This window comes from Inquilinus sp. NPDC058860 (genome assembly GCF_042743185.1).
GTDB lineage: Bacteria > Pseudomonadota > Alphaproteobacteria > DSM-16000 > Inquilinaceae > Inquilinus.
In genome coordinates this window covers 16043-36754 of sequence record NZ_JBHYMS010000072.1, presented here as the reverse complement: position 1 = coordinate 36754, position 20712 = coordinate 16043, and the positions used below count along the sequence as shown (strand labels likewise).

20 protein-coding genes are annotated in these 20712 nt (G+C 71.7%); 9 read left to right on the top strand and 11 right to left on the bottom strand.

The features are described 5' to 3' along the window. Nucleotides 1–72: 72 nt before the first annotated feature. The 3 genes from ACFW16_RS32060 to rsmI all read right to left on the bottom strand — a co-directional run bounded on the left by ACFW16_RS32060 (nt 73) and on the right by rsmI (nt 2311). Nucleotides 73–891: a SirB1 family protein gene (locus tag ACFW16_RS32060; protein WP_380313013.1), complete on the bottom strand. Its 819-nt coding sequence runs from the start codon at nt 889–891 to the stop codon at nt 73–75. 198 nt (nt 892–1089) lie between these two features. Continuing rightward, nucleotides 1090–1476, bottom strand: a complete 387-nt coding sequence (locus tag ACFW16_RS32055) for a YraN family protein (RefSeq protein ID WP_380313011.1) — start codon at nt 1474–1476, stop codon at nt 1090–1092. After that, complete coding sequence (gene rsmI, locus ACFW16_RS32050; RefSeq protein ID WP_380313017.1) at nt 1466–2311, bottom strand: 16S rRNA (cytidine(1402)-2'-O)-methyltransferase; 846 nt, start codon at nt 2309–2311, stop codon at nt 1466–1468. The genes ACFW16_RS32055 and rsmI overlap by 11 nt, the downstream gene beginning before the upstream one ends. 128 nt (nt 2312–2439) lie before the next feature. Between rsmI and ACFW16_RS32045 the strand changes: the two genes are divergently transcribed. The 3 genes from ACFW16_RS32045 to ACFW16_RS32035 are packed head-to-tail and all read left to right on the top strand — an operon-like array spanning nt 2440 to nt 5924. Continuing rightward, nucleotides 2440–3618 carry a penicillin-binding protein activator gene (locus tag ACFW16_RS32045; RefSeq protein WP_380313009.1) on the top strand — a complete coding sequence of 393 codons (1179 nt, stop codon included), beginning with the start codon at nt 2440–2442 and terminating at the stop codon, nt 3616–3618. A gap of 52 nt (nt 3619–3670) precedes the next feature. Further along, nucleotides 3671–5269, top strand: coding sequence for a CHAD domain-containing protein (locus ACFW16_RS32040; protein ID WP_380313006.1), 1599 nt, complete (start codon nt 3671–3673; stop codon nt 5267–5269). Between the two features lie 16 nt (nt 5270–5285). Beyond that, a complete protein-coding gene (locus ACFW16_RS32035) occupies nt 5286–5924 on the top strand; it encodes an AAA family ATPase (protein ID WP_380313004.1) in 639 nt (212 codons plus the stop codon). Between the two features lie 25 nt (nt 5925–5949). Here the strand turns inward: ACFW16_RS32035 and ACFW16_RS32030 are convergent, their stop codons facing one another. The 7 genes from ACFW16_RS32030 to ACFW16_RS32000 all read right to left on the bottom strand — a co-directional run bounded on the left by ACFW16_RS32030 (nt 5950) and on the right by ACFW16_RS32000 (nt 12647). After that, nucleotides 5950–6144 (bottom strand): hypothetical protein, encoded by a 195-nt coding sequence (locus ACFW16_RS32030; protein ID WP_380313002.1) that lies wholly within the window; start codon nt 6142–6144, stop codon nt 5950–5952. 239 nt (nt 6145–6383) lie between these two features. Beyond that, nucleotides 6384–7214: an ABC transporter permease gene (locus ACFW16_RS32025; RefSeq protein ID WP_380312999.1), complete on the bottom strand. Its 831-nt coding sequence runs from the start codon at nt 7212–7214 to the stop codon at nt 6384–6386. Further along, the gene (locus ACFW16_RS32020; RefSeq protein WP_380312997.1) at nt 7214–8002 is read right to left on the bottom strand and encodes an ABC transporter permease; all 789 of its coding nucleotides are present in this window, start codon (nt 8000–8002) and stop codon (nt 7214–7216) included. Before ACFW16_RS32020 ends, ACFW16_RS32025 begins: the two co-directional genes overlap by 1 nt. A 78-nt stretch (nt 8003–8080) precedes the next feature. Beyond that, the gene (locus tag ACFW16_RS32015; protein WP_380312995.1) at nt 8081–9166 is read right to left on the bottom strand and encodes an ABC transporter ATP-binding protein; all 1086 of its coding nucleotides are present in this window, start codon (nt 9164–9166) and stop codon (nt 8081–8083) included. Further along, the gene (locus tag ACFW16_RS32010) at nt 9154–10860 is read right to left on the bottom strand and encodes an ABC transporter permease (RefSeq protein WP_380312993.1); all 1707 of its coding nucleotides are present in this window, start codon (nt 10858–10860) and stop codon (nt 9154–9156) included. The genes ACFW16_RS32015 and ACFW16_RS32010 overlap by 13 nt, the downstream gene beginning before the upstream one ends. Nucleotides 10861–11049: 189 nt before the next feature. Beyond that, nucleotides 11050–12027 (bottom strand): ABC transporter substrate-binding protein, encoded by a 978-nt coding sequence (locus tag ACFW16_RS32005; RefSeq protein ID WP_380312991.1) that lies wholly within the window; start codon nt 12025–12027, stop codon nt 11050–11052. 20 nt (nt 12028–12047) lie between these two features. After that, complete coding sequence (locus ACFW16_RS32000; protein ID WP_380312989.1) at nt 12048–12647, bottom strand: histidine phosphatase family protein; 600 nt, start codon at nt 12645–12647, stop codon at nt 12048–12050. Nucleotides 12648–12715: 68 nt separating this feature from the next. Between ACFW16_RS32000 and ACFW16_RS31995 the strand changes: the two genes are divergently transcribed. Continuing rightward, nucleotides 12716–12940, top strand: coding sequence for a hypothetical protein (locus tag ACFW16_RS31995; protein ID WP_380312987.1), 225 nt, complete (start codon nt 12716–12718; stop codon nt 12938–12940). 9 nt (nt 12941–12949) lie between these two features. Here ACFW16_RS31995 and ACFW16_RS31990 read toward each other — a convergent pair whose 3' ends face one another. Then, the gene (locus ACFW16_RS31990; RefSeq protein WP_380312985.1) at nt 12950–14047 is read right to left on the bottom strand and encodes an MBL fold metallo-hydrolase; all 1098 of its coding nucleotides are present in this window, start codon (nt 14045–14047) and stop codon (nt 12950–12952) included. A 119-nt stretch (nt 14048–14166) separates the two neighbouring features. On the opposite strand from ACFW16_RS31990, the gene ACFW16_RS31985 reads away from it, so the two are divergent. From ACFW16_RS31985 to ACFW16_RS31965, 5 genes are all read left to right on the top strand, one after another. Then, nucleotides 14167–15240, top strand: coding sequence for a LacI family DNA-binding transcriptional regulator (locus tag ACFW16_RS31985; protein ID WP_380312983.1), 1074 nt, complete (start codon nt 14167–14169; stop codon nt 15238–15240). A 55-nt stretch (nt 15241–15295) separates the two neighbouring features. After that, nucleotides 15296–16885, top strand: a complete 1590-nt coding sequence (locus tag ACFW16_RS31980; protein WP_380312981.1) for a sugar ABC transporter ATP-binding protein — start codon at nt 15296–15298, stop codon at nt 16883–16885. Then, nucleotides 16882–18198, top strand: coding sequence for an ABC transporter permease (locus tag ACFW16_RS31975; RefSeq protein ID WP_380312979.1), 1317 nt, complete (start codon nt 16882–16884; stop codon nt 18196–18198). The genes ACFW16_RS31980 and ACFW16_RS31975 overlap by 4 nt, the downstream gene beginning before the upstream one ends. Continuing rightward, nucleotides 18195–19169 carry a substrate-binding domain-containing protein gene (locus tag ACFW16_RS31970; protein WP_380312977.1) on the top strand — a complete coding sequence of 325 codons (975 nt, stop codon included), beginning with the start codon at nt 18195–18197 and terminating at the stop codon, nt 19167–19169. Before ACFW16_RS31975 ends, ACFW16_RS31970 begins: the two co-directional genes overlap by 4 nt. A 275-nt stretch (nt 19170–19444) precedes the next feature. Continuing rightward, nucleotides 19445–20344: a hypothetical protein gene (locus ACFW16_RS31965; RefSeq protein ID WP_380312975.1), complete on the top strand. Its 900-nt coding sequence runs from the start codon at nt 19445–19447 to the stop codon at nt 20342–20344. Nucleotides 20345–20712: the final 368 nt, after the last annotated feature.

The following is a 20712-nucleotide window of genomic DNA, read 5'->3' as shown; positions in this document are numbered from 1 at the left end:
CCTTGCGGCGGCCGCCATCGGCCCCCGCTAGGCGACGCAGGATGCAAGGAGTGTGAGAAATGCGGGCTAGTCTCAGTTGAGACTGCTGCGGAAGGATTGGAGCAGGATCGCGGCCTCGTGCCGCTGGACCTCCGGCTCGCCGGGGGCGGAGACGTAGCGGTCGAGGGCGTCGATCGCGGCGCGCATGTTGCCGAGCCGGGCGTAGAGGATGCCGGCTTCGCGCAGCAGCGGCGCATGCAGGGGGGCGAAGCGGCGCATCGCCTCGATCACGCCCAGCGCCTTGCCGAAATCGCCGGCGCGGATATGGCGGACCTTCAGGTTGTTCTGCAGCCTGAGCAGGATGTCGCGGTCCGACACCGGCTCGTAATGCTCGGGCACCAACTCGGCCCCGGCGTCGAGCACGGCCTTCAAGAGGTCGCGCAGCTCGCCCGGGCCGCGGCTCATGCCGGCGTGGAACGGGTCGAGGATGGTGCGGGCGCCGCCGGCGTCGAGCCGGACCAGGAAATGGCTCGGGAAGTTCAGCCCGACCATGGTCCAGTCCTGGGCCCGGGCGACGTGCAGGTAAAGAATGCCGAGCGTCACCGGCAGGCCCTTCCGTCGGTCGATCACCCGCATCAGATTGGCGTTCTGCAGGTCGTCATAGCTGTCGAGGTCGCCGGCATAGCCCCAGCGCCGCGCCAGCACCGCGGTCATGGCCTCGGCCGGCGGCAGCGTCTCGGCCTCGCGCGCGACGTCGCCGACCAGCTGGTCGAGATGGCGGCGGTACCAGTCGAACCCGACGCCGCGCGGCCGGTCGAGCGCCGCCAGCGCCAAAGCCGCCTCGGCGAGATCGATGGCGTCGTCCGGCTGAGCGCCGGCGCGGTCGAGTATCGACTGGATCGTCGGGTCCATAGGTTCTGACTTAGCCCGATCCCGCCATGGATTCCACTACCGATCGACGGAGCGACGAGGTGAAAGCTCCGGACCTGTCATTGCCGGGCTTGACCCGGCGATCCAGGGCCACCCCGAGCGGCTTCGACATCTCCGGATGCCCGGGCCGAGCCGGGCATGACAGATTGCAGGGTCAGGGCTTCCTCACCCGCTGCCCTGCTACCGATCGACCTGCCAGGCGTCGGCGATGTGGACCGGCCAGCGCCAGGGCCGCACCACCACCAGATCGAAGCGCAGATCATGGCCCTGCGCGTAGCGCGGCTGCTGCGCCAGGAACAGGATCGCGGCGCGCTGCAGGCGCTCGCGCTGGCGCGGCTGCAAGGCCAGCATCCCGGCGGCGAGGTCAGGCCGCGCCTTGACCTCGACGAAGGCGACGGTGCGGCCGCGCCTGGCGACGATGTCGACCTCGCCGAGCGGCGTCTTCAGCCGCCGCGCCAGGATGCGCCAGCCCTTGGCCCGCAGCAGCCACGCCGCCGCCCGCTCGGCCCTGAGGCCGAAGGCCTCGGCCCGGCGGCGGCCCCCGTCCTTGGGTCCGTCAGCCTTCATCGCCGGCAAGGTCGAGCGCCAGGCGGTAGACCTCGCGCTTCGGCTCCCCGGTCGCCGCCGCCACCGCCTCGACCGCGTCGCGCAGGCTCATGCTCGCGAGCGCGCGGCGGAGCTGGCCGGCCAGATCCGCCTCGCTCGGCCGGGCCGCGGCGCCGGGCGGGCCGATGACGATGACGATCTCGCCCTTGGGCGGCCCGGCCTCGGCGTAATGCGCCGCCAGCTCCGGCAGCGGGCCGCGCCGCACCTCCTCGAACAGCTTGGTCAGCTCGCGCGTCACCGCCGCCTCGCGGCCGCCCAGCACCGCCGCCAGGTCGGCGAGGCATTCCGGCAGGCGGTGCGGCGCCTCGAACAGGATCAGGGTGGCGGCGATCGGCGCCAGCTCGAGGAGGAAGGTGCGGCGGGCCGCGGATTTCGGCGGCGGGAACCCGGCGAACAGGAAGCGGTCCGACGGCAGGCCGGACAGCAGCAGCGCCGTCAGCGGCGCCGAGGCGCCGGGCAGGCAGGTGACGGCCAGGCCCTGGTCCCGCGCCGCCCGGGCCAGCTTGTAGCCGGGGTCGGAGATCAGCGGCATGCCGGCGTCGGAGACCAGCGCGATCGCCTGGCCCTCGGCGACCCGGCGCAGGATCTGCGGCCGCATCTCGGCGGCGTTGTGCTCATGATAGGGAATCAGCTTGGTGCGGATGCCGTGGATCGACATCAGCTTGCCTGTGGTGCGCGTGTCCTCGCAGGCGATCGCGTCGGCGCCGCGGAGCAAATCGAGCGCCCGGAGCGTTATGTCGCCGGCATTGCCGATCGGGACCGCCGTCAGGTACAGGCCCGGCGCCGGTTTACTCAGGCCCGGTTTACTCGGAGATGCTGCGCCGGTAGGGTCGGCGGCAGAGGGCCGCCGCTGCCCGGCGCCGGTGGATTGTCGAGAGTGAGGGGGCGTCCGTGACAAGACTTGCGACAGTCAGTGAGGGGTCGATGGGCGAAGGTTGCACGAGGCTGCGCCGCCTCGTCCGGCTGGCGGGGGCCGCCGCGATGGCCGCGGCGCTCGCCGCCTGCGCCCAGTTCCAGACCGTACCGAGGCCGACCCCGATCACGCAAGCGCCGACCGCGCCGGCCGCGCCGACCCGGCCGGATGACGGCGTATTGCGGGTCGGGCTGCTGCTGCCGCTGTCCGGCAAGAGCGCCGCCCTGGGCGAGGCGATGCAGCGCGCGGCGCAGATGGCGGTGTTCGACACCGGCACCCAGGTCGAGCTGCTGCCGCGCGACACCGGCGACAGCCCGAACGCCGCCGGCGAGGCCGCGCGGGCGGCGATCGCCCAGGGCGCCGACATCATCCTTGGGCCGCTGTTCAGCCGGTCGGTCGGCCCGGTGGCGCAGCAGGCCCGCACGGCCGGCATCAACGTCGTCGCCTTCAGCACCGACACCGCCCAGGCCGGCGGCAACGTGTTCCTGCTGAGCTTCCTGCCGCAGCAGGCGATCGACCGCATCGTCGGCTACGGCGCCAGCCAGGGCATGCGCCGCTTCGCCCTGCTGGCGCCGAGCTCGGCCTATGGCGAGATCGTCAGCCGGGCGCTGAGCGAGGCCGCGGTCAAGTACAATGTCGAAGCGCCGGTGATCGAGCTGTACGACAGCAAGCTGTCCGATCCGACACCGCTGCAGCAGAAGCTGCAGTCGAGCCAGGTGGACGCGGTGATCGTGGCCGATGTCGGCAGCCGGCTGAGCGTGGTGGCGCCGATGCTGGGCTATTCCGGCGTCACCGCCAAGCTGATGGGCACCGGCCAGTGGGACGACCCCCAGGTCAACCGCCAGGCCTATCTGGCGGGCGCCTGGTACGCCGCGCCCGACCCGACGCGCCGCGCCGATTTCGAGAGCCGCTACGCCCAGCAGTTCGGCGGCCCGCCGCCGCGGCTGGCGACGCTGGCCTATGACGCGGTGGCGCTGACCGCGGCGCTGGCGGGCCAGCCGGCCTCGGGCGGCAACCCGTTCAACACGGTGGCGCTGCAGGACCCGAACGGCTTCGTCGGCATCGACGGCATCTTCCGCTTCGGCCCGAACGGGCTGGTGCAGCGCGGCCTGGCGGTGCTGCAGGCGGAGCCGACCGGGCCGACCGTGGTCGAATCGGCACCGGACAGCTTCTCCGGCGCCGCATTTTAGGATAGGTACGGGGGCTCCGACGTCCTCGACGTCGTGACGCCGGGAGATGCCGATGTCGATCGTTCAGCCGGGCCGGCCGAACGAGCAGCCGGGCGGGGGCGGCCTGCCCCCCGAAGCCCCCGTCGAGATCGAGCTGAAGCTGCGCATCGCGCCGCAGGATCTCGACCGGCTGCGCGCCGCGGATGTGCTGACGCGGATCGCGGCCGGGCCAGGCACCGCCCGGTCGCTGACCTCCTTCTACTACGACACGCCGGACTGCGCGCTGCAGCGCCGCGGCGTGACCCTGCGCGTGCGCCGCATCGGCCAGCGCTTCGTCCAGACGCTCAAGACCGAGCGCCGCGGCGACGGCCTGGCCCGCGGCGAATGGGAGGTGGCGCTGCCGGCGATGGTGCCGGCGCCCGAGGCCTTCGACGACCCGGACGCCGGGGCCCTGCTGGACGGCATCCCGGTCGAGGCGCTGACCCATCTCTTCACCTCGCGCATCCAGCGCGAGGCCCGGATCCTGTCGCTGCCGGACGCGGTGGTCGAATGCGCCTTCGACACCGGCACGATCGAGACCCGCGACGCCAGCGACCCGGTGGCGGAGGTCGAGCTGGAGCTGAAGGAGGGCCGCGCCGCCGCCCTGTACCGGCTGGCGCTGTCCTTCCTCGACGAGGTGCCGCTCAGGGTCAGCGAGGTGACCAAGGCCGAGCGCGGCTATCGCCTGGTGGCGCGCCGCCCGCCCGGGGTGATGTACGACCCGAAGACGCCGCTGACCTCGCGCATGACGGTGGACGAGGCGATCGCCACCGTGCTGGCCCGCTGCCTGCGGCACTGGACCGCCAACGAGGCGGCGGCCGAGGATGGCGCCGACCCCGGCGGCGTGCACCAGATGCGGGTGGCGCTGCGCCGGCTGCGCTCGGCCCTGACTCTGTTCCGGAAGACCGTGCCCTCGCCCACGCTGGACTGGCTGCGCGACGAGGCGAAGTGGCTGGCCGGCGCGCTGGGGCCGGCGCGCGACTGGGACGTCTTCCTGAACGCCACGGTCGAGCCGCTGGACACGATGCGGCCGGACGACCCCGGTATCGGCGCCCTGCGCGCCGCGGCGCAGCGCCAGCGCGAGGCGGGATACGCCGCGGTGCGCCAGGCCCTGGCCGATCCGCGCTGCGCCCGGCTGCACCTGACCCTCGGCGAGTGGCTGGAGCGGCGAGGCTGGCGCGACCACGCCTCGACCGCGACCCTGACCGCGCTGGTCGAGCCGATCGACGGGCTGGCCGGGCGGCTGATCGGCCGGGCGCACCGCAAGGTCGTGACCCAGGGCCGCCACCTCGCCCGGCTGGACCCGCATCAGCGGCATCAGGTGCGGATCGCGCTGAAGCGGCTGCGCTACGCCATGGACTTCTTCCGCCCGCTGTATCCGGAGAAGCGGGCCAAGCCCTTCGCGTCGCAGCTGTCGAAGCTGCAGGACGCCTTCGGCCATCTCAACGACGTCGCCACCGCCGAGGCGCTGCTGCTGCGCCTGACCGGCGAATCCGCGGATCCGGCGCTGCACCGGGCCGCGGGCATGGTGCTGGGCTGGCACGCCCGCGGCGCCGAATCGACCGAGCCGGAGCTGCTGGCGCAATGGGACGCCTTCCGCGCCGTGAGGCCGTTCTGGACCCGCGGGGAATGAGCATGGGGATGCCGGCATGATTTCCGTGCTCGTCGCGAACACCAAGGGCGGCTGCGGCAAGACCACGATCGCGACGACGCTGGCCTCGGCCTTCGCCGGACAGGGTCATTTCACCGTGCTCGCCGATGTCGACCGCCAGCATTCCAGCCTGGACTGGGCCAAGCGGCGGCCGGACGCCGCGCCGGCCCTGGCCGGGCTGGACTGGGCGAAGTCGGACTTCGCGGTGCCGAAGGATGCCGAGCGCTTGGTGATCGACGCCCCGGCGGCGCTGAAGATGAAGGATGTCGAGGCGCTGGTGAAGATGGCGGATGTGATCATCCTGCCGGTGCTGCCCTCGGCCTTCGACGAAGCGGCGACCCGCCGCTTTCTGGACCGGCTGGAGGAGCTGAAGCCGATCCGCAAGAGCCGCGCCGCGGTGGCGATCGTCGGCAACCGGATGCGGGTGCGGACCCGGGCGGCGGCCCAGCTGGACGCCTTCCTGGGCGGGCTGGGCCACGCGGTGGTGTCGCGGATCCGCGACAGTTCAGCCTATACCGAGGCTGCGGCGGAGGGCTTGAGCGTGTTCGACCTGCGCGGCCGCCGCGCCGAGGATCTGCGCGACGACTGGGCGCCGCTGCTGCGGCATATCGAGGAGGCGGGCGGCAGCGCCTCCTGATGCCGCTGCACTGCGAAATGTCGGATCAATGCCGGGCGGTGTGGTCGCGCAGCACGTCGGCGATGAAGGTGTTGGCCAGGTCCGACGACGCTTCCGGGTGACGTTTGCGGAACGCCTCGAGCGCGGCGTCGCAGGCCGTCCATTCGTCGGCGCCGGCGGCGCGGCGCGCCTCATAGGCGCTGATCACGAGGTCACTGATGGAAGGAACGGACTGGCCCACGGAACCTCTCCCTTGCGCAATATCGGTGCCTGACGCGGCGAACAATCCGGCGGGTGAAGCTATCAACATTGCACTGCACAATAAGTTCCCTGTCCAGTCGAATCTTTGGGTGAAATCCCTCCGAGCCACTGTCGAAATCGATACAATTTTGAGTAAAGCGCTGTTGTCCAGGGTATGCGACAATATCCGAAATGATGAGGCCGAGATCAGGACAAGATCATGTCCGATATTCGTCGGACTTAGGGCTTCAGCCGCCAGCCGCGGGCGATGAGGAGAGCGGCGCAAGCCCACAGGATCGCCCCGCCGGCGGCCAGGACCGCGAGGCTGCGGCCGACCGTCTCCGTTCCTGCACCGCCGAAGGCGATGCGCGCGGCGTCGATCGCGTAATAGACCGGGTTCAGCGCCACCAGGGCCGCGAGCGGGTCGGGTAGCAGCGCGACCGGGGCGAAGACGCCGGACAGGAAGGTGACCGGGATCAGGAGGAAGCCGAAGAAGGCGGCGGCCTGGTCCCACTTCTCCGCCCACAGCCCGACCAGCGTGCCGGCGGCGGCGAGCAGGAAGGCGCCGAGCAGCAGCACCAGGGCCAGCAGCGCCGGGTCGGCCACGCCGGTGCCGGCGGCCAGCAGCAGGGCGATCAGGCAGGGCAGGCCGGTGACGAGGCCGGAGGCGGTGCCGGCCAGGGCATAGCCGGCCGCCACCTCCCAGGCCGCCAGCGGCGGCATCAGGATGTCGCCGACCAGCCGTTCGACCTTGAGGAAGGTGATGCTGTAGACCGTGGCCTCGGCCGCGCGCAGGATCACGACATAGACGACGAGCCCGGGCGCCAGGAACGGCAGCAGCCCGCCGGGCCCGGCCCAGGCGGCCGTGGTCTCGCCGCCGACCGCCTCGCCCGAGGCGATGGCGAACACCGCGACGTAGAGCAGGATCGAGAAGGTCGGGGCGACGACCGTTTCCGGCCAGTCCTTGAGATAGGCCCGGAACTCGCGCCGGACCAGCGTGGCCAGGCCCAGCCAGTGCACCGCGCCGTAGCGCCGGACCGGGCGGGCCGCCCCCGCCGGACGCGCGCCCATCAAGCTTTCAGCTTGTAGCCGGTGGCGAGCATGCGCAGCAGCAGCGCCAGCAGCGCCGCATTGACGCCGAGCAGGACCAGGATGCCGGTCGCCAGCGTGCCGTCGCTGACGCCGATGAAGCCGTAGCGGAACCCGTCGATCATGTAGAAGAACGGGTTGAGATGGGCGATGAAGTGCCAGGCCGGCGGCAGCCGGTCGAGCGAGTAGAAGGTGCCGGACAGGAAGGCCAGCGGCGTGACCACGAAGTTGGTGACGGCGGCGATGTGGTCGAACTTCTCCGACCAGATGCCGCCGATGGCGCCGAGCAGCGCCAGCATCATCGAGGCGGCGATGCCGTGGAACAGGACGAAGCCCGGATGGACCGGGTCGACCGGCACGAAGATCCGGATCGCGGCCCAGGTCACCGTCCCGACCAGGAGGCCGCGGACCACGCCGCCGGCGACGTAGCCGGCCGCCAGCTCGGCCGGCGCCAGGGGCGGCATCAGGACGTCGACGATGTTGCCCTGGATCTTGGCGATCATCAGCGAGGAGGAGGTGTTGGCGAAGGCGTTCTGCGCCATCGCCATCATGATCAGCCCCGGCGCCAGGAACTGCAGGAACGGCACCCCCGCGGCCTGGCGTCCGGCGCCGCCGAGGGCCAGGGCGAAGATGGCGTAGAACAGGAGGGTGGTGACCACCGGGGCGGCGATGGTCTGGGTCGCGACCTTGAGGAAGCGGTGGACCTCCTTGGCGGTCAGGGTCCACAGGCCGATCCAGTTGATGCGGCCGATCAGGCGGGGCTGCGGCATGGGCGTTCTTATTGGCGGCGGGCGCGCGACCATAGCCCGGTCGGGCACAGCCGGCAAACGGCCAAGGGCCACCGGCCGTTACTCCGCCGCCATCGCCGCGGCGCCGCCTTCGGGCGGCATCAGCCAGCCATCCTCGACCTTGAGGCGCAGGGCCGAGCCCTCCTCCGGCGGCGGGCCGCGATGGGCGACGCGCAGCACCCGGCCGGGATCGGCGTCCGGCCGGCAGTGCAGGATGGTGACCGCGCCCTCGAACACGGCGCGGTCGAGCCGCGCCGGGATGCCTTCGGCCGGGTCCACCGCCAGCCCCTCGGCCCGCAGGCAGGCGGCCTGCGATGGTGTGCGTGCCCCCGGGCCGCCGCGCAGCCGCACCGGATGGCCCCACAGATCGGCCGTGCACAGGCCGGGGCCGGCGCCGCCGCGCCAGATCACCGGCACCACCATGCCGCGGCCGACGAAATCCGCCACCATCGCCGTCGCCGGCTCGGCATAGAGGCGCCGCGGCGGTGCCACCTGCTGCAGCCGGCCGTGATCCATCACCGCGATCCGGTCGGCCAGCGCCATCGCCTCGGCCTGGTCATGGGTGACGTAGACCACGGTGGCGCCGAGCTGCCGGTGCAGCCGGCGGAACTCCGCCTGCAGCGCATCGCGCAGATGCACGTCGAGATTGGCCAGCGGCTCGTCCATCAGCACCAGCGACGGCGCCATCGCCAGGCAGCGGGCCAGGGCGACGCGCTGGCGCTGGCCGCCGGACAGCGTGTCGGGCTTGGCCCCGGCCCGGTCGGCCAGGCCCACCGCCGCCATCGCCTGGTCGGTGCGCCGCGTTCGCTCCGCCGTCGGCAGCCGACGGATGCGGAGCGCATAGTCGACGTTCTCGCGCACGGTCATGTGCGGCCACAGCGCGTAGGACTGGAACACCATGCCGATGCCGCGCTCCTCCGCCGGCACCATCGCCCCGCCGCCGGCCACCACCCGGCCGCCGATCCGGATCGTGCCGGCGTCCGGCGCGTCGAAGCCGGCGAGCAGGCGCAGGAGCGTGGTCTTGCCGCAGCCCGAGGGGCCGAGCAGGGCCAGGAACTCGCCCTGCGCCACATCGAGGTCGACGCCGTCGACCGCGGCGCGGTGGCCGAAGCGCCGGACGACGCGCGAGATGTCTACGGCAGCCATGGCAGCGATCCTCTGGGCAGGCGGCGGGCGAAGAGGGTGGCGACCCCGGCGAGGCCGAGCGTGACCAGCACGGTCAGCACCGCGACGGCCGAGGCGGCGGTGGCGGCGCCTTCCGCCTGCAGCGAGAACACCATCACCCCGACCGTCTCGCTGCCGCGCGACCACAAGAGGGCCGAGACCGTCAGCTCGTTGAAGGCGGTCAGGAACACCAGGATGGCGCCGGTCGCGACCGCCGGGGCCACGGCCGGCAGCAGGATGCCCAGCAGGCGCCGTGGCCCGCGGGCGCCGGCCAGCCGGGCCGCCTCCTCCGGCGCCGGGTCGGCCTGGGCGATCGCGGCCGCCACGGGGCGCAGCGCCAGCGCCAGGAACCGGCCGAGATAGGCGGCCAGGATGATCCACAGCGTGCCGTAGAGGCTGATGCCGAGCAGCGGCAGCGGCCGCAGCAGCAGCAGGATCGCGGCGATCGCGGTCAGCACCCCGGGCAGCGCATAGGGCAGGTCGGCCAGGGTGTCGAGCCAGCGCATCGCCCGCCAGCGCCGCGCTTCGGCGTAATAGGCCAGGACCAGCCCGACCGCCGTCGTGGCCAGCGCCGCCGCCCCGGCCAGCAGGGCGCTGTTGAGGAAGGCGCGGCGGGTGGCGCCGTGCCGGAACAGGATGTAGGCGAACTGGTCGAGGCTGGCGGTGCCGAGGCTGAGCTCCACCCCCAGCGCCGGCACCAGGGCCGAGGCCAGGAGCGCCAGCAGCGGGGCCACGGACAGCACGCCGACGACGAGCCACAGCGCCGCCTCGGCCCAGGGCCGGGCCCGGCCGAGCGGCAGGACCGGACCGGTCGGACCGGTGCGCAGCAGCACCGGCGCCCGGGCCGCGGCCCAGCGCTGCAGCCCGAGGCCGAGCGCCGCCAGCACGGCCAGCACCAGGGCCAGCGCCGCGACCTCGCCCAGCACCGAGGGGCCGAAGCCGCTGAGCCGCTGGTAGATCAGCGTCGTCAGCACGCTGTAGCGGCCGGGGATGCCGAGCAACGCCGGCACGCCGAAATTGCCGATCGCCGAGACGAAGGCCAGGGCGGCCCCGGCCAGCAGCGCCGGGCGCAGCAGCGGCAGCAGGATGCCGAGCAGGATCCGCGGTCCCCGGGCGCCGGCAGCCCGCGCGGCCTCGACCAGGTCGCAGGGCAGGCTTCGAATCGCGGCGGTGACCGCAAGGAAGACCAGCGCCGCATGCTCCAGCCCCATGATCCAGACCACCCCGCCGCCGGAGTAGAGCGGGTGGTTCGGCCAGGGGCCGGTGACGGCGTCGAGCAGGCCCCGGGCGGGGCTGCCGGCGTCGAGCAGCCGGATCCAGGCCAGGGCGGCGATCTGCGGCGGGATCAGCATCGGCAGCAGGCACAGCAGCGCCAGCACGCCGCGGCGCCGGATGTCGGTGAGGCCGATGGCCAGCGCCAGGCCGCCGCCGACCACCACCGAGACCAGGGTCGAGCCGAGGCCGGAGACCAGGGTGTTCTGCAGCGCCCGCAGCGTCGCCCGGCCGCCGAGTATGGCCAGCGCCGCGTCCGGCTGCGCCAGCCCCTCGGCGAACAGGCGCAGCATCGGCAGGGCGCAGACCAGCAGCACATAGGCGCCGGCGGCCCCGGCCAGGACCGGGTCGCCCCAGCGGCGGGGATGGAAGGCTGCGGGAGTCGGTGCCAGGGAATCGGTCACGGGCGCGCTGGAACTGCGATCGACGATCTCGGAGCCTCCGCGTTTAGCCCATCGTGCCAGCCAAGCCCATGCTTCTTGCTGTCATTGCCGGGCTTGACCCGGCAATCCAGAAGATGTCGAGACCCTCTGGATGCCCGGGTCAAGCCCGGGCATGACAAAGAAGGGAAGGCCGGACGCGGGTGGCCTGCCTCACCCCCCGAAGGCGTCGCTGAACTTGCGCTTGTTCTCGTCGACGCCCTTGGACAGGACCTCGGCCGAGACCGGCATCAGCTTCAGCGCCGAGGCCGCCGGGCGGCCGGGCGGCAGGGCGACGCCGGGCTTGCCGGGGATGTAGCCCTGCTTCGCCATATAGGCCTGGCCGTCATCCGACAGCAGCCAGTTGACGAAGGTCTTGGCATCGGCGACGTCGTCGGCCGATTTCAGGATCGCCACCGGCTCGGTCACCACCGAGACGCCGTCCGACGGATAGACGAAGTCGACCGGCGAGCCCTTGGCCTTGGCGTTCAGCGCCATGAAGTCGACGATGATGCCGTAGGACTTCTGGCCGGTGGCCACCGCCTCCATCACCGTGCCGTTGCCCTGGCCGGCGACCGCGCCGTTCCCGGCCAGCTTGTCGAGATAGTCCCAGCCCAGGCCGGGCTGCGCCGCGACCGTGCCGACATGGATCACCGCGGCGCCGGAATAGAGCGGGCTGGCCATGATCACCTGGTCCTTGGCCGCGGCCGACAGCAGGTCGGCCCAGGATTTCGGCGCCGGCGCGCCGGACTTGGTGTTCCAGGCGATGCCGGTCGGGATCAGCTTGGTGCCGAAATAGGTCTTGTCCGGATCGGCGAAGCCGTCGGGGAAGCCCTGGATCGGCGCGTCGGCATAGGCCATCAGGCGGCCGTCATCCTTGAGCTGCTGCATCGCCACCGCATCGGCGATGAACACCACGTCGGGCTGCGGCGACCCGGCCGCGAATTCGGCCTGCAGCTTGTTCAGCACCTCGGTGGTGCCGGAGCGGAAGAACTCGACCTTCACCTCCGGATGCGCCTTGTTGAACTCGGCGACCAGCGCCGTCATCGCCTCGTTCGGGGTCGAGGTGTAGATCATCAGCGATCCCGGCCCGGCGAAGGCCGCGGCGGAGAAGGCCGTCATGGCGGCGACGAGCAGAAGGCGGGGGAGCATGTGCGTCGATCCCAAGAATTTTAGACAATGGCTCGGGTGCTAGCAGGTTCCGGTTGCAGTTTCGTGACCGGTTCGACCCGCCAGGGCAAGTCCGGGGCGTCGGGCGGGGTGAAGCGCATCGGCAGGGCGTTGCCGACGCCCTTGGCCTCGAAGCCCAGCCCCAGCCGGTCACGCAGCACCCGCATGATGCCGGCATGGGCCACGATCAGCAGCGGCGCCGGCCCGGCGAGCGGCGCCGGCCCGGCGGCGAGGATCGGCCGGCAGGCGGCCCAGGCGCGGTCGCGGAACGCCTCCCAGCTCTCGCCGCCCTCCGGGACCATGAAATAGTCCGGCCGGTCGGCGACCAGCCGCCCTTCCCAGGCGCCCCAGTGGCGTTCCACCAGACCCGGATCGGTCGCGACCGGCAGGCCCAGCGTCCCGGCCACGATCTCGGCCGTGCGCAGCGCCCGGCGCTGCGGGCTGGCGACGATCCGGCGGATGCCCGAACCGGCCAGGGCGATCGCGGCCTCCCGCGCCTGGGCCTCGCCCAGCTCGGTCAGCGCGGCGTCGGTGCTGCCGGCGATCACCCGGTCGCGGTTGGCGGTGCTCTGGCCGTGGCGGAGAAAGAAGAAGGGCTGCATCGGTCCGAATGGTCCCTATGTTATAGAATGCGATCGAACGTCACGGTATCCGCGGGGTCGGGTGCACTATGGACGGGAAGACGGACAATTGGGTGCTGGAGCACCTGCGTGCGCTCCGGACCGACCTTGCCGAGGTGAAGACCGATCTGCGCGAGGTCAAGACCCGGCTCGGCCTGCTGGAAGGCCAGGTGGCGAGCCTGTTCGGACAATATGCCGTCCTGTCGAACCGCATCGATCGCCAGGGCGACGATATCGAGCAGATCCGGAAACGCCTGAACCTCGTCGAGGCCTGATCCGCTCCATCAGATCTCCACCGCCTCCTCGAGGGCGATCCGGGCCGGGGCGAAGGCCTTGGCCCAGGCGGCGCGGTGGCCGGCGTCGCCGAAGGCCGGCACCACCGTCTCGGCCCCGAGCGCCTTCGCCAGCGCCACGTTCTGCGACAGGCGCGGATGCACCGGCCAGCGCAGCGCCATCGCCCGCCCCTCCTCCACCGCCCGGCGCGCCGGGGTGCCGGCGGCGACATAGCCGGTGGCGACCACCGGGCCGTCGTCGCGGGCCCAGCCCTCCAGCAGCGGCTTGGCGGCGCCGCCGGTGGCGTTCGGCTTGGCGGCGATGATCGCCCGCTCCGGCGGCGGCTCGATGGCCTCGATCGGCTCGATCCGGCTGCGCAGGGAATCCAGCATCGTGCCGGCGCCGGGGCGCAGCCAGGCCGGGTCGTCGATCAGCCGGTCGATCATCGCACGGTTGGCGTCGCACACCGCCGGCTTGCGCTCATGCGCGGCCGCGGCGGCCAGCGCCATCTCCGGCCCGCGCCCGCCGGCCGGCGCCAGCAGCAGCGAGCGCTTCGCCGCGAAGATCGGGGCGAAGGCGGCCAGGCGATCCTCATGCGGCGTGTCGTCGTCGCCATAGGAGGCGTCGAGGATGGCGGCCCGCGCCGCCGGCGGCTCGGCATCCACTGCGAAAAGCACAGAGTCGAAGCCCATGTCGCCGGCATAGAACAGCCCGCCGCCGAGGGCGAGATGCAGCCACACCCCGCCCGGCGCGTGGCCGGAGCGGCCGCAGGTGACGGCGAGGCCGCCGGGCAGGGCGTTGCGGCCGAGGGTCAGCGGCCGGCGGTCGGCCGGCGCGCCCTCGGGCAGCGCCTGCAGCACCGGCGAAGTGGCGTAGACCGGCACCGGGCCGAACCGGTCCGCGGCCTCCGGCAGCGCCGCGACATGGTCGGGATGGGCGTGGCTGAGCAGGATGGCGTCGATCGGGCCGAGGCCGGACAGGCCGGGCCGCATGCCCTCGTCCGGCCCGGCGCCGCAGTCGAGCAGCAGGCGCGTCCCGGCCGCCTGCACCAGGAAGCAGGCGGGGCCCTTGCCCCCGACCCCCGAGATCGCCCGCACGCTCGCCGTCATCGGATCCTCCAGATCGCCAGCCCTGCCTAGACGGGAACAGTGCCGGGCACCATCGCGTCCTCCGCACGGGTGCCCTGAGGGTGTCTTGACTCTGGAATGAAACGTTTCATAGTGGAGGCATGTCGCAGCGGAAGACGACGATCAGGGAGGTCGCATCGCGCGCCGGGGTCTCGCTCGGCACGGCGTCCAACGTGTTCAACGGCAAGGCCGGGGTCGCCGCCGAAAGCCGCCGGCGGGTGCTGGAGGTGGCCGAGGCGCTGGGCTATCGCCCGAACAGCCTGGCCGCCGGGCTGCGCCGCCAGCGCACCCGCACCATCGGCCTGGTGGTGCCCGACGTGCTGAACATCGTGTTCAACGAGCTGGTCGAGCATCTCGAGAACATCGCCCTGTCGCAGAGCTACGAGGTGATCATCGTCACCTCGCGCGAGGACCCGGAGCGCGAGCACGAGCGGGTGCGGGCGCTGCTGTCGCGGCGGGTCGACGGCCTGATCATCGTGCCGACCCGTGACTGGTCGGCGACCGAGCGCGAGATGCGGCACCACCGCATCCCGGTGGTGGTGCTGGACCGCGTCGCGGCGCAGGACCGCTTCCCGTCCGTCGCCGTCGACAACGCCGCCGCCACCCGGCTGGGCACCGAGCATCTCCTGGGCCTGGGCCACCGCGACCTCGCCTTCGTCATCAACTCGACCCGCCTCTGGAACAGCGCCGCGCGGGTCGAGGGATACCTCGCCGCCATGCGCGCCGCCGGGCTGGAGCAGCGGGCCCGCGTGCTGCTGCCGGGCATGACCGAGGAGGAGACCCGGGCCGGGGTGCTGCCGGTGTTGACAGCCGACCGCCGGCCGACCGCCGTGTTCACCGGCAGCAACGTCGCCACGCTGGGCGTGCTGCGGGCGGTGCAGGATGCCGGGATGTCGATCCCGCAGGACCTGTCGCTGCTGGCCTTCGACGATTTCGCCTGGCTGACCGTGCTGCGCCCCTTCGTCAGCGCCATCCGGCAGCCGACCGAGGCGCTGGCCGGCCATGCCTGGCGGATCCTGACCGCCGCCTTCGAGGCGCCGGACCGGCCGGCGGAGCATATCCGCCTGCCGGCCCCGCTGATCGTGCGCGAGACCACGGCCGCGCCGCCCATGAAGGCCGCGGCGCGGCGCCGGATGAAAGCTTTCAAGGACACGGCGGAGGGGGCGCCGCCCTGAACCGTCGGAACGGGCGGCCGCCACGAAGCCGCCCACGGCAAGAGAGGGAGGAGAGGTGTCGAGTTCAGTTGCAGAAACCAGTCCGGCCGCCGCGACGCCGGTGCTGCAGGCCGCCGGCATCGGCAAGGCCTTCGCCGGGGTCACGGTGCTGCACGGCGTCGGCCTGGACGTGTTCCCGGGCGAGATCCACGCCCTGATGGGCGAGAACGGCGCCGGCAAGTCGACCCTGATGAAGATCCTGGCCGGCATCCATGGCGACTATGACGGCACCATCCTGGTCGACGGCGTGCCGCGCGCCTTCGCCGGGGTGCGCGACGCCGAGGAGGCCGGCATCGGCATCATCCACCAGGAGCTGAACCTGGTGCCGGGCATGACCGTCGCCGAGAACATCTTCCTGGGCCGCGAACCGCTGCGCGGCGGCATCTTCGTCGACGGGCCGGCGCTGCGCCAGGCGGCGGCGCGGCTGATCCGCCGGCTGGGCATCGCCGTCGACCCGGATGCGCGGGTGGGAAGCCTCAGGGTCGGCGAGCAGCAGCTGGTCGAGATCGCCAAGGCGCTGTCGCTGGACACCCGCATCCTGATCATGGACGAGCCGACCTCCGCCCTGTCGCAGGCGGAATGCGCCACGCTGTTCGGCGTGGTGCGGCAGCTGGCGCGGGACGGCGTCGCGGTCGTCTACATCTCGCACCGGATGGACGAGGTGATGGAGCTGGCCGACCGCGTCACCATCCTGCGCGACGGCCGCCATGTCGTCACCGCCCCGATCGCCGAGCTGACGCGGGAGCGGATCATCGCCCATATGGTCGGGCGCGAGCTGGCCAAGGCGGAGCATCCGGCCGGGCGCGGCGGCGGCGGCGGCCGGCCGGTGCTGTCGGTCCGCGACCTGTCGCTGGAGGTGCCGGGCCGGCGCGGCGGCTGGCGCCGGGTGCTGGACGGGGTCGGCTTCGATCTTGAGCCCGGCGAGATCCTGGGCATCGCCGGCCTGCTGGGCGCCGGCCGCACCGAGATCCTGGAGACCATCTTCGGCTCCGCCCGCGGCCGCCGCGGGGGCAGCATCCGGATCGACGGCGAGCCGGTGGCGATCGACGACCCGGCCACAGCCAAGCGCCACGGCCTGGCGCTGGTGACCGAGGACCGCAAGGTGACCGGGCTGCAGCTCGGCGCCTCGATCCGCGACAACCTGGCCCTGCCCTCGCTGCCCGTCCTGGCCCGCCTGGGCCTGCGCCGTTTCGGGCGCGAGGCGGAGCTGGCGCGCGGCACCATCGGCCGGCTGGGGGTGCGCTGCACCGGACCGCAACAGCCGGCGGGCCGCCTGTCCGGCGGCAACCAACAGAAGGTGGTGATCGGCAAGTGGCTGGCCACCGCGCCGCGCGTGCTGCTGCTGGACGAGCCGACCCGCGGCATCGATGTCGGCGCCAAGAAGGAGATCTACGACCTGGTCTTCGCCCTGGCCGACCAGGGCATCGCCATCCTGCTCGTCTCCTCCGAGCTGCCCGAACTCCTGCTGCTGGCCGACCGCATCCTGGTGATGTGCGAGGGCCGGCAGACCGGCCTGCTGTCCCGCGCCGAGGCCGGCCAGGAGGCGATCATGGACCTCGCCTCGCCCCGCGCTTCCGTTTCCCGACCTGTCGAGACCGTGTCATGACCGTGCTTCGCCTGCTGTCCCGCACCAAGCTGTACTGGGGCCTGCTGGTCATCCTCCTGATCGGCATCGCCTTCTCGCCGGTCAGCGGCAGCGGCCGCAACATCTTCCTGTCCTACGGCAACCTGACCGACGTGCTGCGCCAGGTGTCGATCACCGGCCTCGTCGCCGTCGGCATGACCGTGGTGATCCTGATCGCCGGCATCGACCTGTCGGTCGGGTCGGTGATGGCCTTCGGCACGGTGCTGACCGCGACGCTGCTGACCGAGGCGGGCTGGACCAGCTCCGCCGGCGTCGCCGTGCCGGCCGCGATCCTGGTCGCCTTCGCCGCCGCCTTCCTGCTGGCCCGCTTCCTCGGCCGCGGCCTCAGGCACCGGGAGGGGCCGGTCGGCGCCCGGCGGCAGGCCGTGCGCGACCCGCTGCGCGACGGCTGGATTCCCGGCGCCGCCGGCCTGGCCCTGGCGGCGCTGGTGGCGGCGTGGCTGGTGCCGCAGGTCGGCTCCAAGTTCGGCGTCCCGGCCCTCTTGGTCGCGGTGCCCTGCGCCGGGCTGATGGTCGGCGCGGTCAGCGGCGCCATCATCGTCGCCGGGCGGCTGCAGCCCTTCATCGTCACGCTCGCCATGATGGTCGGCATGCTGGGCCTGTCGCGCCTGACCGCAGGGCAGGACAGCGCCGTGCTGCCGGTCTATGCCGGCACCAACGCCACCGAGGACATCGAGCTCTTGCGCAGCATGCTGTGGGGCGTGCTGCCGGTGCCGGGCCTGTTCTTCCTGGCCGCGGTCGCGGTCTTCGCCGTGCTGCTGCGGCTGACCGTGTTCGGCCGCTACGTCTACGCCATCGGCGGCAATGAGGAGGCGGCGCGGCTGTCCGGCATCCCGGTCGACCGGGTGAAGATCGCGGCCTACGCCTTCTCCGGCATGCTCGCCACCCTGGCCGGCATCCTCTATGTCGCCCAGTACCGCCAGGGCAAGCCGGATGCCGGGGCGGGGCTGGAGCTGGACGCCATCGCCGCGGTGGTGATCGGCGGCACCAGCCTGATGGGCGGCCGCGGCGCCCTGGCCGGCACGCTGGTCGGCGTCCTGATCTTCGGGCTGCTGTCGAACATTCTGCAGCTCCACAACATCAACTCCAACCTGCAGCTCGTGTTCAAGGGGGCGATCATCGTCGTCACCGTGCTGCTGCAGGAGCGCAACCTGGCCGATCTGCTGGCGCCGTTCCGCACGGCGCGCGCAGCCCGGCAGGACCCCGCCGCCCGATCCGAGGCGCCGGGCCAACAAGGATCGTCGCTGATCCATCGGGAAGGAACGCAACCATGAACCGTCGCGATCTGTTGAAAACCACCGCGCTGGCGCTGGGCGCCGGCGTCACCCTGCACCTGCCCGCCGGCTGGACCCCGGCCCGCGCCGCCGACAAGAAGTGGCGCATCGGCTTCTCCCAGGCCACGACGCTGGAGCCCTGGCGGGTGCAGTTCAACAAGGACATCAAGGCCGAGGCCGAGAAGCACCCGGAGGTGGAGCTGCTGATCGCCGATGCCGAGGACAAGACCGAGAAGCAGGTCGCCGATGTCGAGAACTTCATCCGGCAGGAGGTCGACGCCCTGCTGATCTCGCCGAAGGAATCGGCCGGGCTGACCGGGGTGGTGGAGAAGGCGATCGACGCCAAGATCCCGGTCTTCGTGCTGGACCGCAACGTCGACACCGACCGCTACACCCAGTTCGTCGGCGGCGACAACACCGTGATCGGCAAGGCGGTCGGCGACTTCGTGGTCAAGGCGCTGGGCGGCCCGGGCAAGGCGAAGGGCAACGTGGTCGAGATCTGGGGCGGCCTCGGCACCCAGCCGGCGCATGACCGGTCCGACGGCTTCCATTCCGTCGCCGACAAGGAGCCCGGCCTGAAATACCTGCTCGACAAGCAGTCAGCCGACTGGAAGCAGAACCTGGCCTACGACATCATGTCGACCGCCCTGCGCAACTTCGAGACCATCGACCTGGTCTACGGCCACAACGACCCGATGGCCTATGGCGCCTATCTCGCCGCCAAGGACGCCGGCCGCGAGAAGGAGATCAAGTTCGTCGGCGTCGACGGGCTGCCGAACGAGGGCGTGGTCTGGGTCAACAAGGGCGAGCTGGCGGCGACCTTCCTCTATCCCACCCCCGGCGCCGAAGGCCTGCGCCAGGCGGTGAAGCTGCTGAAGGGCGAGAAGGTCGAGAAGACGATCGTGCTGCCGACCCTGACCATCACCAAGGAGAACGCGCCGGAGATCCTGAAGCAGAACGGGCTGATGTAAGTCGCGACGCCCGGGGCCAGGCCGCGCCGGCGGGCCTGGCCCCTCCCATCCGAAATCCAAACAGAAAGCGTAAATTTTTATCTGATTCCCGGTTGCGATTCTCTCAGGACAAGACTGACATTTAACCTTATCTTAAGCGTCCCATTCTTAGGATTTATTTGACAGACGATGCGTTGACTGCAATCAGGACGCACCGGCCACAGATTTCAAGGCTGGCTCGACTGGTTCTTCCCAGCCATCGCTGCTGTCCTCGACCACGAACGGGACGCACGGCCATGACAACCGGACTGCGCCTGCTGGCATGCCTTCTTCTGGCCGCCTGCGGCAATGGTCCCAACCCCCAGGCGCCGCTGGTCACCGAGGGGCCGCTGACCGAGGTGCCCTATCCCGGCACCGTCATTCCCGGCGTGACACCGCCGCTGCCGCGGGTCGCGGCAATGCCCGAGCCGTCGCCGCCCGACGCGGTCGCCGAGATCGGCGCCGGGCCGGACTGCCGGTCGGAGCGGCTGGGGCCGGCGCAGCGCGCCATCTGCGGGTCGCCGACCGCGCTGTGGCTGGACCGGCAGCTCGACGGCATCCAGGGCTGGAGGATCGCCGGCCCCGCCGCCGTCGGCCGGGCCGAGACCGACGCCATGCGCGGGGCCGTGCGCCGCTGGGTCGGGCAGTGCGGCGCCGACATCGCCTGCATCCAGTCGCGGCAGCTCGGCATGCTGCGCACCCTGACGGCGTCGATCGACGCGGCGCAATGGGGCGGCCGCTACGACGGGCCGCATTGGACCATGTATGTCCTGCCGGCCCAGTATGTCGGCGAGGTCAACGTGTTCTTCACCCTGGACCACAACGGCCGCGAATGCGCCCTGGCGCTGACCGGGGTTCGCCTCGACCTGCGCGACCGCTTCCCGCTGCCCGACCTGCGCGACCGGGCGATCGGCGGCCGCGACCGCCTCTATTTGGCCGATCCGGACAATCCCTCGGCCCTGATCCGCTTCACCCGGGTCGGCTCCAAGGTCTGGATCAACCGCGACGGGCACACCCCGGCGCTGGACCGGCAGTGCCGGGCCGGGGCGATCTACGGCGAGTACCGCAAGGACACCCCGAAGACGCCGGTGGTCAGCTATCTCGGCGCGCCGGGGCTGGAGCCGCTGCCGCCGCATATCACGATCCCGGGGGCGTGAGCCACGGCCGCGCATATCCGCAGCAGACGGAGGCCGGCTTCACTGAAGCCCGGAAGAAGGCGGATGGTCATCATCGGCACGCGCCTGTCCGGCCGCGGCCGAGAAGGTGGTGCTGCAGCTGGTCGAAGCGGATGCGCATCGAGCGGTGCACAGTGTCCATGGCTTGATGACGCTCAATATCAGATCGAATTCAATTTTCTATAGTTTCAAACAAAAGCAAAGATTTTTCTATGTAAATACAAATTTCAATCCTGGAACAAAATTATATTGAACTATATTTCTATTTCGTAAAAATAAAGCTTTTGACGCGTCGACAAATCTGTATTACCTCGGCATTGTATGTATTTAGACAGACGCGAAACGCAGCC

Coding starts and splice junctions, on each gene's coding strand:
- ACFW16_RS32060 (WP_380313013.1), bottom strand. CDS start 891: ATGGACCCGACGATCCAGTCGATACTCGACCGCGCCGGCGCTCAGCCG.
- ACFW16_RS32055 (WP_380313011.1), bottom strand. CDS start 1,476: ATGAAGGCTGACGGACCCAAGGACGGGGGCCGCCGCCGGGCCGAGGCC.
- ACFW16_RS32045 (WP_380313009.1), top strand. CDS start 2,440: ATGGGCGAAGGTTGCACGAGGCTGCGCCGCCTCGTCCGGCTGGCGGGG.
- ACFW16_RS32040 (WP_380313006.1), top strand. CDS start 3,671: ATGTCGATCGTTCAGCCGGGCCGGCCGAACGAGCAGCCGGGCGGGGGC.
- ACFW16_RS32035 (WP_380313004.1), top strand. CDS start 5,286: ATGATTTCCGTGCTCGTCGCGAACACCAAGGGCGGCTGCGGCAAGACC.
- ACFW16_RS32025 (WP_380312999.1), bottom strand. CDS start 7,214: ATGGGCGCGCGTCCGGCGGGGGCGGCCCGCCCGGTCCGGCGCTACGGC.
- ACFW16_RS32020 (WP_380312997.1), bottom strand. CDS start 8,002: ATGCCGCAGCCCCGCCTGATCGGCCGCATCAACTGGATCGGCCTGTGG.
- ACFW16_RS32015 (WP_380312995.1), bottom strand. CDS start 9,166: ATGGCTGCCGTAGACATCTCGCGCGTCGTCCGGCGCTTCGGCCACCGC.
- ACFW16_RS32005 (WP_380312991.1), bottom strand. CDS start 12,027: ATGCTCCCCCGCCTTCTGCTCGTCGCCGCCATGACGGCCTTCTCCGCC.
- ACFW16_RS32000 (WP_380312989.1), bottom strand. CDS start 12,647: ATGCAGCCCTTCTTCTTTCTCCGCCACGGCCAGAGCACCGCCAACCGC.
- ACFW16_RS31995 (WP_380312987.1), top strand. CDS start 12,716: ATGGACGGGAAGACGGACAATTGGGTGCTGGAGCACCTGCGTGCGCTC.
- ACFW16_RS31990 (WP_380312985.1), bottom strand. CDS start 14,047: ATGACGGCGAGCGTGCGGGCGATCTCGGGGGTCGGGGGCAAGGGCCCC.
- ACFW16_RS31985 (WP_380312983.1), top strand. CDS start 14,167: ATGTCGCAGCGGAAGACGACGATCAGGGAGGTCGCATCGCGCGCCGGG.
- ACFW16_RS31975 (WP_380312979.1), top strand. CDS start 16,882: ATGACCGTGCTTCGCCTGCTGTCCCGCACCAAGCTGTACTGGGGCCTG.
- ACFW16_RS31970 (WP_380312977.1), top strand. CDS start 18,195: ATGAACCGTCGCGATCTGTTGAAAACCACCGCGCTGGCGCTGGGCGCC.
- ACFW16_RS31965 (WP_380312975.1), top strand. CDS start 19,445: ATGACAACCGGACTGCGCCTGCTGGCATGCCTTCTTCTGGCCGCCTGC.